Source organism: Bartonella sp. AA81SXKL, assembly GCF_042196945.1.
Classification (GTDB): domain Bacteria; phylum Pseudomonadota; class Alphaproteobacteria; order Rhizobiales; family Rhizobiaceae; genus Bartonella.
On the sequence record NZ_JBHIRH010000011.1, the window covers coordinates 1 to 13,130 of the forward strand.

Here is a 13,130-nt window from a genome sequence, read left to right on the forward strand (position 1 = left end):
CGAGCTTTAAGAGAAGCAAAAAAGCAAAAATGCGAACTCATAGAAATCAAACCTACCGGTGAACTGCTTATCTATCTGAAAGCAGATATTCCAATACCAAACTCAACAGCACACCCAGACAAACTTTTAGATTTGTCAAAGAATGAATATTACGAAATCGCACTCTCTAAGATGTAAAATTGATCATGCCAAAACCACGCCCCCCTCATCTCGTTAAACAAATTACCCAACATGGCAAAATCGTATGGTATGTACGTATTGGTCATGGAAAACGTATTAGAATACGCGGAACTTATGGAACACAAGAGTTTGTTGACAACTACAAAAGCGCACTTGCCGAATTACAAGGCATAATCCCTCCAAAACCGAAAATCGGCAAACTGATTGAAGGGTCATTTGCATGGCTGCTTAAACAATACTTTAACAGCTCTAATTGGCATAGCTACACTAAAGCTACAAAAAAACAAAAAGAACTCATCCTTATGAAGGTATGTGATACCATAGGAAACATTCCATACAAAGCAATTGAAAAGAAACATATCATAGCCGGCGTTGAACGACGCAAAGAAACACCAGCAATGGCTAGAAACTTTCTGAAAGCCCTTAATGGGCTTTTTAATTGGGCGATTGACCAAGGTCTTTTAGAAAATAATCCAGCCTTAGGTGTTAAAAGACCAGCCCTTCATAACAAAGATGGGTTTGCTGTTTGGACAGAAGAAGATGTTGAGAAATATTATCAAAGATGGTCCCATGGTACCCATGAACGCGTTTGGATTGATGTCCTTTTGTATACGGGTTTGCGTCGTGGTGATGCGGTCCGCATTGGCTGGAAAGATGTAAAGAATAATATCATTCATCTCAAAACAGAGAAAAGTAAATTCCAAACAGATGTCTTTCTACCTATTTTACCGGAATTAGCCAAAACGCTTGAAACTGGTCCTATTGGAGAAGAAACATTCATTTGTGGTAAAGAAGGTAAAAAACTAGTTAAAGAAAGTTTTGGCAACCTTTTTCGTGAGGCTTGTAACGTAGCGGGAATCAAAAAATCAGCACATGGCTTAAGAAAATTAGCAGCAACACGCGCAGCTAATTCTGGTGCAACAGTATCACAACTCAAAGCAATTTTTGGCTGGACAAATGATGCTATGGCATCTCTTTACACAAAGAGCACAGACCGTAAAAAACTCGCTCTTGCAACCATAAAAAAGCTTCAAAAAGATGAGGGATAGAGGCAAAAAAACTCAATAGAATCAAGATTCACCTATTCCCTTATATTAGACATAACTATTTTATTTTACTTGCTTTTTATTTGCCTGTCACGCCCACCATTCAACTTTATAGTATAAATAAATTATCGAATTATCGTATTCTTCCAAGGTACGGGATGCGTAAATAAAGATTCGGAAATAAGATTTTGCAACATGCCTCTACAAAGGGCATACTTTACGGAGTGTTTCTAATATTTTTTACGTTCTGATAGCGCCTCTTGGGGGAAAAAGTATCACAAACGTAATAACAGCCTCATTTTTCAACAGATTAGAAGTTTGATTTTAAAATTCTTTCCACAAGCATAGGCTTCCGTTCTAAAAAATATTGTTTATTTCCTGATCTATCCTCTGTTTTTCTTAATTCTTTCATGTCTATTGGTATACACTTGTTGTCTAAACAGTTAGATATAACAACAGTCACTTCGATAGATATAAAACACTTAACCTTAGAGCTGTATTTTGAGTTTACCAATTACAGATTATAATAAAATATTAAAAAGAGTAAAAAACACGATAAAAGCAAATTTTTTCATTCTAAAAATACATTGATTTATAATCATGTTTTATTGTTTGCCATGTTGAATGAGAAATCCGAATATCGTAATGTTTTCTCATTTCAAACCTATTTATATTGAATCAAACAAAACCGTCTCTCTTACACGTCATAAGAGGAATTAGTATTAAGTAAAAATTGTATAAAAAAGCACAAAAATGCCGATAAATGCCTCAAGTGCTGAGATCTATTGCAACATCGGAGGCTGACAAATAGGCAAAGTGTATGATAATGTCAGCTTATTTCTTCATAAGTGTAAAGATGATGGAGCTCAATGGATTTATCATTGTACCATTCACGAGCGCCAGAGTGAAGTGAGCTTTAAGAGATATCTCTTAAAACAAAGCCTGTAAAATGGCATTCTCCTCACACTGTATTCCTATTGAAATAATGATCACCTTGAACCGTGTGAGTTTAGATCTTCAGAGCTCATCTGTATAACATTTTAATGTGATTGTTATCCAATATTAAAATACTTCTAACATGATGTACAAACTATAAAGAAATAAGAAAAAACATTTGAAAATGTAAATATGAAATCTAAAATTTAACTCTAAGATACAATCTATCTTCATTCATATAAATATACAGTATACATTCTTAAACCTATAAGACTAAGAAAACCTAAACATTGATGAAACCTATAACCCTACCTGAGAAACAGTGACAATCATGTTAAATCAAATTGTCCGCAAGTGTCTCTCATTGAAAAAAACAATATCTTATCTGGACGGCACATATAACATCTTTTTATACGAAAAAACTATAAAGAAGTAATTCGTTATGAATCACAGCTTCCAAGACAAGAAGATATTTTCCACCTCTTGTGCCATCTGTAAATTCTCATCATAAACAGATATCGTTTTTATTCTTCAATGTTTCATAAACTGTTCTAAATCGAATCCATCATGCCTTGTATCTAATCAAAATCGATCTTACCAAAGATCATGCTAAAAAACGTAATAATATTATTCATAAAAAATAAAAAAATCACAATAGATGTTTTTGGGCAATTTCACCAGCATTAGCCGCAATGCTTAAATCTAATCTAAGAAATAAAATATTCATTTTCAGAAAGATGAAAAGAAGCTCATAAAAAAGAGTTTTTGTAATCTGTTTCCTAAAGCATGTGATATAATAGCAACACGCGGCAAGAATATGCAATGCTAAAGTTTCAGCAATCAAAAGCAATTTTTACTGAAAAAAGAGAAAACAGCATCATTTTATACTAAAACAGTCAACAGAAAACGTTTAGCAACAAAATAAACCAAAAAACATCAAAAAGATTCGGGATTATACAGAAAAATAAGCTAATAGAATAAAAGGAAAACTCTCTAACTTTTTATAGCCTATAAATATCATTTAAACATGGTGATCCCGACAGGATTCGAACCTGTGACCCACGGCTTAGAAGGCCGTTGCTCTATCCAGCTGAGCTACGGGACCCAACTGATTATTTTCTCAATTCAAAATAGCATCTTCAATTCAATGTGTCCAAGAATGCTGCCGATCACTGCGAAAATTATCAGAATAAGAAATAGCACGTCGAATCGATGTATGTTTCTTTTCTACACGGTAAGAGATAGCATTCTTACGTGCAAAAGCAATCGCTTCTTCCTTCCTATTAAATCGAATCCTTACCTGATTATTCATATCAGACGTTGCTGTGTAGCCCATAAGAGGTTCAAGCATTTTTGCTTTCATTGGCTCATACTCTAGAATCCAAAAACCTGTATTCCCCTTACCTGACTGCATAGCTGTCTTAGCAGGACTATAAATACGTGCGATCATGCCTTTTTCCTTCAGATTACACAACGCTTGGATGATAGTTTTCACCACACGTACCCAATTGGGTCATTCTCACACACTCAATCAAATATGGTCGGAGCGATAGGATTCGAACCTACGACCCCCTGATCCCAAATCAGGTGCGCTACCAGGCTGCGCTACGCTCCGCCATTTACATTTACTTGATGCACATTTCCTAAAATTTTCACAACAGAAGTGCAAGAGAAAAACACACTTTTTTTTAATTTTGTTGTATTTCTTTACAAAAAAGCACATTTTTTAATTTTTCCCTCTACTCAATAACAAATTTATTGACAAATAGTAGAAAATAACTTCCGTAAGAAAATCCAATCTATATTAAAAAATAACGAATTTCTCTATAAGGATTTCATAATTTTTATCCTGTTTTAAGCAAGCTCTCATTGTATCAAAACACATTCCACAGATACAATTTTAGAAAAAAATGACTTAAATATTATAGAAAAACTTTCCCAAAGAGAACATAAGCCAAAAAATTCAGCTGTATTAAGCTTTTTTCCCCTCTTTTTCTATCTTCCCAAAGACTCTTTTATTAAAAATTCTAGAATCTTCTACAATCCAAATCCATAAACAACAAACATTTTTTCAAAGCACAAAGGTTTTATTATAAATAAAATACAGCGCTCTTTTTAGAAAAATTTTCAAATACGAAGATGGTAAGAATTCAACATCATACAATAAAATCTCAAAGCTATTTAAAATAAAAACACGATAAGAGTAAAAAATACTATTTTTTACTCTTATATAGATATCCAAAAAGAAAAAATTTAAATGACTTGTCTTCCACATATTGAAACGATAATAGAAGGACAGAATAAGTAAGCCATGATAAGGAGTATTTACGGATTTCTTCTATTTAAAACTTCAGCAATAACAGCACGTGTTATTTTTCTTTTTCTTTGTAATGCCAACTGATCAACAGAATCAATAACACGCTTCAATGAAAATAAAGAACGTTCACAACGGCTTACAAGATAATAAACCGTATCTGGATGTACAATAAGTTGCCTATCGGAAAAAAGCTTAAATGCAACAGCTGTTAACAATGCATCATCAGGCTGATTAATTTCAACGAACATCACCGAATTAAGGCGACTTTTTAGATCATTTAACATTAAATTCCAAGCGGAAGGAAGTGTTTGTGCCGTCATCAATAAAGTAGCTTGTCGTGCATCAAGATTTGCTTGCTTAATACTGTTAATTAAATGAAAAAGTTCTGTCTCATTGATTTCACCTGTATCAATATCCTCTATTAAAAATGATCTGCCTAAAGAAGCCATAGTAACAGCCTGATCAAGTTCATTGTGCTGAATCCTGAAAGCATCTGCTTTTTGGAGCCATATATTAGAAAAATGCGTTTTTCCAGATCCTTCTTTACCAACCAAAACTGCAATAGGTAAGCTCCAATTGGGCCAGTGATCAATAAGCTGAAAAGCCATACGATTGCTTTCCGTTACCACTAAATCCTCAAATTGAAAAATCGGATCATAAGGAAAATTTAAAGATAATTGCGTTTCACGCCCATTCATTTTAGCGGCTCCGAATTTCCGCTTCGCGAATACATCTGAGAACTCAGATAAGTATGAAGAGCAAAACGAACTAAAACGCCAACAGCCGCTGCCGCAGGAACAGCAACAAGCATACCAGTAAAACCAAAGAGTGAAGAAAAAGCAAAAAGTGAAAACATCAACCATACAGGATGTAATCCCACTGATGAACCTACAAGCTTGGGTTGAAGAATATAACCTTCAATAAATTGACCAATTAAAAAAAGTGCCATCACAACAATGATTCCCCCCCAATTATTGGGATAAAACTGGACCCATGCAATACCAACAGAAAGGACCAAACCACTCATTGTGCCGATATAAGGAATAAAGCTAATAAGACCAATAAACATACCAATCAAAAGACTAAAATTGAGTCCTGCAATCGTTAAACCAATAGCATAATAGCCTCCCAATATGAGACAAACTGTTCCTTGTCCACGAACAAAGCCTGCAATAGCTCTATCCATTTCATGAAAAATACTACGGACGGTTTCAAGATGATCACGCGGTATTAACGAATCGATTGCTGTTACCATACGTGGCCAATCTAATAACATATAAAATGCCACCACAGGTGCCACAACAAATAGGCTAACGATATTAACGATTGACTTTCCTGACTTTAAAAGTGAATTCAAAAGAGACGTAATAAAATCCGAACCTTCGCCCAAAAATCCTTTAATATTATTCCGTAATTCATTTGGATCACTTCCAAAATAGCGCCTTAACCAATCAAAATCATGCTCAACAAAAAAGGTTTGAATACGATTAATATAAACAGGTAAACCATCACTCATAAATTGCTGTATTTGCCAACTAATAACAGGAATCAAAATAACTAAAGCAGCAACAAAGGTAATAACAATAAATAAGGTAATAAGGACAGTCCCAAACACACGACGAATACCAAATTTTTCAAGTAATTGAACAATGGGATTGAGAAAATAAGCCAACACAATCCCTGCCACAAAAGGAAGCAAAATCGATCCAAAAACAAACATAAAAAGAATGAAAAAAATCAGCGTACCAAGCCAAAAAAAGATTTGTCTTTTCATATTATTCGGCAACGGTAATTGAGTATACGCTGGCACATAAGTCTTATAACGATCACGAGATGTATTCTCACTCACTTTCTTTCTCATAAGTTGCCAAGAAGACTGTTCGTGATTATCTGATATCTTGCTCATAAAATATCCTAAAAAAATCTTCACAAAAAATTATAAACAACTTCAAAATAAGGTACAAGAAAAGTTGCTTATTTTCTTATCAATATCTCTTGCAGAGAGAACTCTATCATGGCATTGCATAATATCAAAACCTGATTTTCCATTAAAGGAAGGCTCCAATGAGCAATCAAGATCTTACAAATAATAAATCCAAGGCTGGGGATAAATCCAAAGCTGGTCTTACCTACGCAAAAGCCGGTGTAAACATCGATATGGGTAATGCTATGGTAGAAAAAATTAAACCCTTTATACGCGCGACAAAACGAGCCGGAGCAGATGCAGAAATTGGCGGGTTTGGTGGCCTTTTTGATTTAAAAGCAGCTGGCTTTACAGATCCTATCCTAGTAGCAGCCAATGATGGTGTGGGAACAAAATTAAAAATTGCCATTGAAGTGGGGCACCATAACACTGTAGGTATTGACCTTGTAGCTATGTGTGTCAATGATTTACTCGTACAAGGAGCTGAACCTCTCTTTTTTCTGGATTATTTTGCAACTGGAAAGCTCGACCCTGAACAAGGTGCTGCGATTGTTTCTGGTATTGCAGAAGGATGTAAACAAGCCGGTGCTGCTCTTATTGGAGGAGAAACTGCAGAAATGCCAGGAATGTATGCAGAGGGAGATTATGATCTAGCCGGTTTTGCTGTAGGAGCATGCGAACGCAGCAAGCTACTCCCTTCAAAAGATTTGATAGAAGGTGATGTTATATTAGGTCTAAGCTCCTCTGGAATTCATTCCAATGGCTTTTCGCTTGTTCGACGAATCATCCAGCAAAATTATCTCAAATGGAATAACCCTGCCCCTTTTTCCCCCGAAAACAGCCTTGGTATAGCACTTCTTACACCAACACGCATTTATGTAAAATCGCTTCTTCCCATCATGCGAAAACATGAAGGGATTAAAGCTCTTGCTCATATTACGGGTGGAGGCTTTCCTGAAAATATTCCACGTGTCCTTCCATCTTCTCTCTGCGCTGAAATTAATCTTTCTACCATCAATGTTCCAGCAGTATTTTCATGGATTGCCAAACAAGGTAAAATAGAAGAAAGAGAAATGTTAAGAACATTCAATTGTGGTATTGGCATGATCATTATCGTAGCACAGCATGCAGCTGAAACAATTACACAAGCTCTTGAAAGAAAAGGAGAAACTGTAACTCCCCTTGGCATTTTAATAAAATGCCAAGATCAAAATAAAGGAATACTTTATAAAGGGGTACTGCATTTATGAAAAAAAAAATTGTCGTTTTTATTTCTGGTAATGGGTCCAATATGGTCGCACTTGCTCAAGCTAGTCAACAAAAAGAATATCCTGCTGAAATCGTCGCGGTTATTTGCGATAATCCGCGCGCAAACGGTATTGAAAAGGCGCAAAACCATAACTTACCTATTCATATTGTTGATCGTAAAATTTACAAAACAAAAGAAGAGCATGAAGAAAATATTTTTACGATTTTAGATCAATATAAACCGGATTTTCTCTGCTTTGCAGGGTATATGCGTCTTATCTCACCACGTTTTGTAAAACTTTATGAAGGACGAATTTTAAACATTCATCCTTCTCTTTTGCCTTCATTTAAAGGCTTAGACACACATGAAAAAGCTTTACAAGCAGGTGTAAAAATCACGGGTTGCACTGTTCATCTTGTTACAGAAGACATGGATGCAGGAAAAATCCTTGCCCAAGCAGCCGTTCCAGTCTATCCCCATGATACTGCTGAGTGCTTAGCACAAAGAGTTCTTAAAGTAGAGCATAAACTCTACCCCGAAGCTTTAAAAGCATTTATTGAAGGAAAGAGCAAAATGATAGATACGCAACAACAGCTTTTATCTTTTTGAGTGTATCAACAATCTATTAATCAGCATATTTCAATGCTTTACACATAGTTTTTACTCAGTTTCTACAATTGAAAATCTCTATGAAATGTTGACATAATAGAGTCCATCTCTTCATAAATTTTTGCACAAAATATGTGGTGTTTTTGAATTTTAGTTCATTTTCAAAATTCTTCTTTATTCAGTTCTATGACATTATCATAAACACTATTTATCAAAATACTCTCGTATTTCGCCTAAAAAATCTTAAAATACGCAATTTTCTATTGCATAATTTTTTGCTCATGACGAAAGTGTTTCTTTAACTGTTAGAGCTAACTGTTTGAGTGTAAAAGGTTTAGATAAAAAACCAAAAACAGCATCTTGTGGAAGATTTTTAGCAAAAGCATCTTTTGCATATCCAGAAACGAAAAGAAATTTGATACCAGGATAGTTTTTACGGACTTCCTTCAATAAAGTGGGCCCATCCATTTCTGGCATTACCACATCGGAAACAATAATATCAACATCTCCTTTTTGTTCCTCAAGAATAGAGAGTGCTTCCACCCCACTTGCTGCCTCTAAAACCGTATATCCTCTCATTTGAAGAGCTCTTACCCCCCCCATTCTGACCGCATCTTCATCTTCAACCAATAAAACAGTCGCAGATCCTGTTAAGTCTATATTTTTATCTTTCTCTTCATCTTTTTCAATCTTTTGAGAAATTTCTCCTTTTATATTGGGGATATAACGGGGAAGAAAAATATGAAATGTTGCTCCTTCACCTTCTTTACTTTCACAATAAATATACCCACCGCTCTGCTTGATAATTCCATAAACCATTGATAAACCAAGTCCTGTTCCTTTTCCAACTTCTTTTGTTGTAAAAAATGGCTCAAACATTTTTTCTTGTATAGCAGCAGATATACCAGCCCCTGTATCTGAAATAGTCAATTGCACATACTCGCCAATTGCTAATCCAAGATGATTAAATTCAGCACTTTGTTGATTTGTAATATTATTTGTCGCAATCGTAACAATACCTCCATCTAACATGGCATCACGCGCATTAATAACCAAATTCATAATAACACGCTGAAAAGATGCTTGATCAACTTCAACGCTCCACAAATCTCTTCCATGGATAATTTTTAACTGAATATTATTCCCCAAAAGTGGTAAAATAAGATTGCGGATATCTGATAAAAATTCAGTAAAATCAATTTCTTCAGGTCGAAGTGTTTGCTTTCTAGAAAACGCTAACAATTGCTGGACAAGAGCAGCTGCACGATTAGCATTGTTTTTAATATTGATCAGATCAGCATGAGCAGGATCAGAACTACGATGCGTATTTAAAAGAAGATCACACGACATTAAAATTGCTGTTAAAACATTATTAAAATCATGAGCAATGCCGCCAGCCAATTGTCCTACAGCTTGCATCTTCTGACTTTGCATCATTTTATCTTCAAGAGTTTTTTGTTCGGTTGTTTCAATCACAGAGATAATAAGCAAATCTTGCAATGCATCACCGTGATAGGGCGGTACAGACATAATATGGAGCCGTAAATGGCATTCTTCATTTTTTTCTAAAACAGTTTCTAGAGAAACAAAATAATTTTTATTTGTCGCAATTCTCTGAAAAGAACGCTCTAACTGCACACAATCACGACGAGAAATAACATCATAAAAATTGACAGCTTTGTCCATACATCCCGTAAGTGATGAAAAAGCTTTATTCATATGAACCAATTGCCCTGCATGATCCACCACAGCTATTGCAAAAGGACTCGCATCAAAATATTCTCCTAATATACTGGGTAATTTTAATTGATCATCTTCTTCTTTTTGTACTTGTTGTGGAATGATCACAATACGATAAATGTCCTCCTCTTCTAAGAGAGAAGAAACAGATATAAGACAATGGAATATTTTCTCACAAGTCGTGTATGAATTTAAACATAACGAAAACCTATAAGGTAAAGAGTAACCTGAACTTTGATATCTGTTGGTTTGCAAACAGATATCACTCCATGAGCTCTTAGCACCAACGCTATCAAATAACGAATCAAAATTATGTTGACCAATTGAGAAATTCGCTAAATCAATTGAGAACCATTCTGCAAAAGTCGCATTGGCATAAAGAATAGTTCCTTGTTTATTAACGGATACAAAACCAATAGAAGCTTGATCCAAGTGATTGATAGCCTCTTGAAGGTTCGAGAAAAAAACTTCTCGCGTTTGTTGTAAGTGCGAAATATCAGTAATACGCCAAAATAAAAGCTTTTTTTTCTGTTTTGTGATAGGTTGAACGGAAATATTATACCAAACAGATTTTTTTGGTGTAGAATCAGTAAAAATTGGCTGTTCTACTCTTAATTCCTCTTGCGCTGCAAGATTATTACAGGCTGCAACCTTTAAGCGGTACGAGAGTCCACCAGCTCCTGGAAGATCCGCAATAACCCTATAACAAGACACTTCAGGCTTATAGGTCAGAATTTTTCGATAGTTTTGATTAGAATAATAAACAAAACCAGAAAGATCAGAGATTACAATTGCATCATCGCTCCTATTAAAGATGCTAAAATCAAAATCTTCATGCAACCACACATGATATCTTAAAATTCCCATTCCACACAAAACGAGTGTTGCAACACCGATCATTGCTAGAATCAAAAAAGATATTGATATCGCCTGTTGCAAATAGTTTTGTGTATAAAAAAAACCTAAAATACCCACAATGAAAAGAAAACCTAATACAAAAACAACACCAAAAATCACAACTCTCCGATGAAACGAAGACGCTGATCTTTCATTATTCTCAAAATCTTTATCCATCTCTCTTTGCCTTAGCTTATAGCTATTTCTTATGTCACAAAACTTCCTTTATATTCGTTGTTATGTTGTTATAAAGTATATGCTATGATATTATCTAAGATAAGCTCGCTTAATATTCAAAAGTTTATTTCTTACCATTATAAGTGAACCTTTTGAGGGTATGTTTATAAATTTATCTCAATAAAAAATAATATTTCCATCCAAAATGGGAGAAAATCTATGTATATCTGGTTATCAGAGCAAATAGGTGTATTTGCTGCAAACATAACGATAAGCTTTTTGCTTTTTATAATAACAATCGCAGCTATTACCGTAATTATCGTGTTTTTACGTCGCTTAAGTACGGGAAGATACAGCATTAATAGAAAAAAAAGTCTATCACGATTAGCATTATGTGAAGTAATTTCTATAGATCGGGCACGCCGCCTTGTTTTAGTCCGTTGCGATAATAAAGAACATTTGCTCCTTATTGGCGGATTAACAGACGTGGTTGTAGAATCTGATATTACTGGTACATCAAAAATACAAAAAAGAGAAACACACACACATCTAAATTCCGCCCTTCCAGAAAGAAACGATATATCGGATAAAAGTCCCTCTCCTTTTACGAATCAAGCGGTAAAAGATTCAGCCATCACCGCCGAAATTGAGGGGCGGCAAGAACCATCTTTATTCATTCCTACCCCTCAAAAATAAAATATACAATTTTATCACCACGAATTTCGTTTGTTTATCATCTCAATAACCTTAATCATCGCGATAAACTCTTTCACGTCGTTCATGACGTTCTTGCGCTTCCAATGACAAAACGGCTATCGGCCGAGCCTCAAGACGCTTTATACTAATGGGTTCGCCGGTTTCTTCACAAAAACCGTATGTCCCATTATCAATGCGCTCTAAAGCAGCATCTATTTTTGAAATAAGTTTCCTCTGACGATCACGAGCACGTAATTCGATTGTACGATCAGTTTCACAAGAAGCCCGATCAGTCAAATCGGGCTGACCAACATTCTCTTCCTGCAAATTTTCCAAAGTCTCACGAGCTTCTTTTAATATATCATTCTTCCAAGAAACCAATTTAGCACGAAAATACGCCTTTTGCCGCTCATTCATAAAAGGCTCATCTTCACTAGGGCGATATTGACCATCAATCTCTTCGCTCATGCAATAAAAAACCTCCACATATGCTATGTGCGGTCTATATATTGTGCAATACCCATCAACACAAGAATAAAATGTTTTTTCATAACAATCGACGAATATATCTAAATGCACTGTTTAGGTTTGATCGCTTTTTTATGTAGATTGAATTCTTGATCAAATCTCATCCAAAATCATTTTTCTCGCTTATTGAAAAACTTTAAAAAGAAGGAAATCAGATATCAGAGCCATCCCTCCCCTACTCTCTACATTGTTTAAAATCTAAATGAAGCAACAATAAATCATTTCATCAATGCAAAAAAATAAAATCTTTATAAAGGCAAAGTGTGATATTCACGTTTCAAATACATCAAAGCATCTTTTTCTTTATTACAGTTGATTGCAACAACCTCACCAATCAAAACACAATGGGTTGCGTGTTCGTGCCAACAAATCAAACGACAATCAAACGACGCTAGAGCGTCTGAAAGACTAGGCGCCCCCGTTTGCAAAGCTCCCCATTGAGCAACATCAAAACGCTCATTTTGTGTAGAATTGCAACGCCTCGAAAAAACATCCGCTAATGAGCGATGTTTTCCTGCCAAGCTATTAACACAAAAATTTCCATTCTCCATAAACACCTGATTCTTTAAATTATGGCGCATGAGACAAACAAGAAGGGTTGGAGGATTATCAGATAAAGAACAACACGCCGAAACAGTCACCCCGCGTCTTCCCTTAATACCATTTGTTGTCACAATATGCACAGCTCCTGCAAAAAGACTCATGGCATCTCGATATTCTTGGGAAGAAACCGCAATAGTATGTTTATGTTGAAGTTCAGGCATCAAATATGTTTTATGATTCGACATATCTTTCACTTATAAAGCTTTAAAATTTCAAGCGATCTTTCCA

At 35.2% G+C, this 13,130-nt stretch carries 10 protein-coding genes and 2 tRNA genes; 4 read left to right on the forward strand and 8 right to left on the reverse strand.

Going from position 1 to position 13,130, the window contains the following annotated elements; genetic code table 11:
• Positions 1–185 precede the first annotated feature (185 nt).
• The gene (locus ACFINZ_RS06350) at positions 186–1,229 is read left to right on the forward strand and encodes a tyrosine-type recombinase/integrase (RefSeq protein ID WP_375701242.1); all 1,044 of its coding nucleotides are present in this window, start codon (positions 186–188) and stop codon (positions 1,227–1,229) included.
• A gap of 1,961 nt (positions 1,230–3,190) precedes the next feature.
• Here the strand turns inward: ACFINZ_RS06350 and ACFINZ_RS06355 are convergent.
• The 5 genes from ACFINZ_RS06355 to ACFINZ_RS06375 all read right to left on the reverse strand — a co-directional run bounded on the left by ACFINZ_RS06355 (position 3,191) and on the right by ACFINZ_RS06375 (position 6,385).
• A tRNA-Arg gene (locus ACFINZ_RS06355) sits at positions 3,191–3,267 on the reverse strand.
• A 39-nt stretch (positions 3,268–3,306) separates the two neighbouring features.
• Positions 3,307–3,612 carry an ETC complex I subunit gene (locus ACFINZ_RS06360; RefSeq protein ID WP_375617799.1) on the reverse strand — a complete coding sequence of 102 codons (306 nt, stop codon included), beginning with the start codon at positions 3,610–3,612 and terminating at the stop codon, positions 3,307–3,309.
• 88 nt (positions 3,613–3,700) lie between these two features.
• Positions 3,701–3,777: transfer RNA gene (locus tag ACFINZ_RS06365), tRNA-Pro, on the reverse strand.
• 710 nt (positions 3,778–4,487) lie between these two features.
• Positions 4,488–5,177 (reverse strand): DnaA regulatory inactivator HdaA, encoded by a 690-nt coding sequence (gene hdaA, locus ACFINZ_RS06370; RefSeq protein ID WP_375617798.1) that lies wholly within the window; start codon positions 5,175–5,177, stop codon positions 4,488–4,490.
• Positions 5,174–6,385, reverse strand: a complete 1,212-nt coding sequence (locus ACFINZ_RS06375; protein ID WP_375617797.1) for an AI-2E family transporter — start codon at positions 6,383–6,385, stop codon at positions 5,174–5,176. Before ACFINZ_RS06375 ends, hdaA begins: the two co-directional genes overlap by 4 nt.
• Positions 6,386–6,543: 158 nt before the next feature.
• On the opposite strand from ACFINZ_RS06375, the gene purM reads away from it, so the two are divergent.
• Positions 6,544–7,653, forward strand: a complete 1,110-nt coding sequence (gene purM / locus ACFINZ_RS06380; RefSeq protein ID WP_375633162.1) for a phosphoribosylformylglycinamidine cyclo-ligase — start codon at positions 6,544–6,546, stop codon at positions 7,651–7,653.
• Positions 7,650–8,261 carry a phosphoribosylglycinamide formyltransferase gene (purN, locus tag ACFINZ_RS06385; RefSeq protein WP_375683993.1) on the forward strand — a complete coding sequence of 204 codons (612 nt, stop codon included), beginning with the start codon at positions 7,650–7,652 and terminating at the stop codon, positions 8,259–8,261. Before purM ends, purN begins: the two co-directional genes overlap by 4 nt.
• 279 nt (positions 8,262–8,540) lie before the next feature.
• Here the strand turns inward: purN and ACFINZ_RS06390 are convergent, their stop codons facing one another.
• Positions 8,541–11,075, reverse strand: coding sequence for a response regulator (locus ACFINZ_RS06390; protein ID WP_375701243.1), 2,535 nt, complete (start codon positions 11,073–11,075; stop codon positions 8,541–8,543).
• 219 nt (positions 11,076–11,294) lie between these two features.
• Between ACFINZ_RS06390 and ACFINZ_RS06395 the strand changes: the two genes are divergently transcribed.
• The gene (locus ACFINZ_RS06395) at positions 11,295–11,771 is read left to right on the forward strand and encodes a hypothetical protein (RefSeq protein WP_375617793.1); all 477 of its coding nucleotides are present in this window, start codon (positions 11,295–11,297) and stop codon (positions 11,769–11,771) included.
• A 51-nt stretch (positions 11,772–11,822) separates the two neighbouring features.
• On the opposite strand, the gene dksA is transcribed toward ACFINZ_RS06395, so the two are convergent.
• The gene (gene dksA / locus ACFINZ_RS06400; protein ID WP_015856486.1) at positions 11,823–12,239 is read right to left on the reverse strand and encodes an RNA polymerase-binding protein DksA; all 417 of its coding nucleotides are present in this window, start codon (positions 12,237–12,239) and stop codon (positions 11,823–11,825) included.
• A gap of 308 nt (positions 12,240–12,547) precedes the next feature.
• Entirely contained in the window at positions 12,548–13,087 is a 540-nt protein-coding gene (locus ACFINZ_RS06405) for a flavin reductase (RefSeq protein ID WP_375606632.1), read from the reverse strand.
• Positions 13,088–13,130: the final 43 nt, after the last annotated feature.

Bases quoted from the DNA above. Each gene is read 5' to 3' on its own strand.
- purN (WP_375683993.1), top strand. From the start codon at position 7,650: ATGAAAAAAAAAATTGTCGTTTTTATTTCTGGTAATGGGTCCAATATG.
- ACFINZ_RS06390 (WP_375701243.1), bottom strand. From the start codon at position 11,075: ATGGATAAAGATTTTGAGAATAATGAAAGATCAGCGTCTTCGTTTCAT.
- ACFINZ_RS06360 (WP_375617799.1), bottom strand. From the start codon at position 3,612: ATGATCGCACGTATTTATAGTCCTGCTAAGACAGCTATGCAGTCAGGT.
- purM (WP_375633162.1), top strand. From the start codon at position 6,544: ATGAGCAATCAAGATCTTACAAATAATAAATCCAAGGCTGGGGATAAA.
- ACFINZ_RS06350 (WP_375701242.1), top strand. From the start codon at position 186: ATGCCAAAACCACGCCCCCCTCATCTCGTTAAACAAATTACCCAACAT.
- ACFINZ_RS06395 (WP_375617793.1), top strand. From the start codon at position 11,295: ATGTATATCTGGTTATCAGAGCAAATAGGTGTATTTGCTGCAAACATA.
- ACFINZ_RS06405 (WP_375606632.1), bottom strand. From the start codon at position 13,087: ATGTCGAATCATAAAACATATTTGATGCCTGAACTTCAACATAAACAT.
- hdaA (WP_375617798.1), bottom strand. From the start codon at position 5,177: ATGAATGGGCGTGAAACGCAATTATCTTTAAATTTTCCTTATGATCCG.
- dksA (WP_015856486.1), bottom strand. From the start codon at position 12,239: ATGAGCGAAGAGATTGATGGTCAATATCGCCCTAGTGAAGATGAGCCT.
- ACFINZ_RS06375 (WP_375617797.1), bottom strand. From the start codon at position 6,385: ATGAGCAAGATATCAGATAATCACGAACAGTCTTCTTGGCAACTTATG.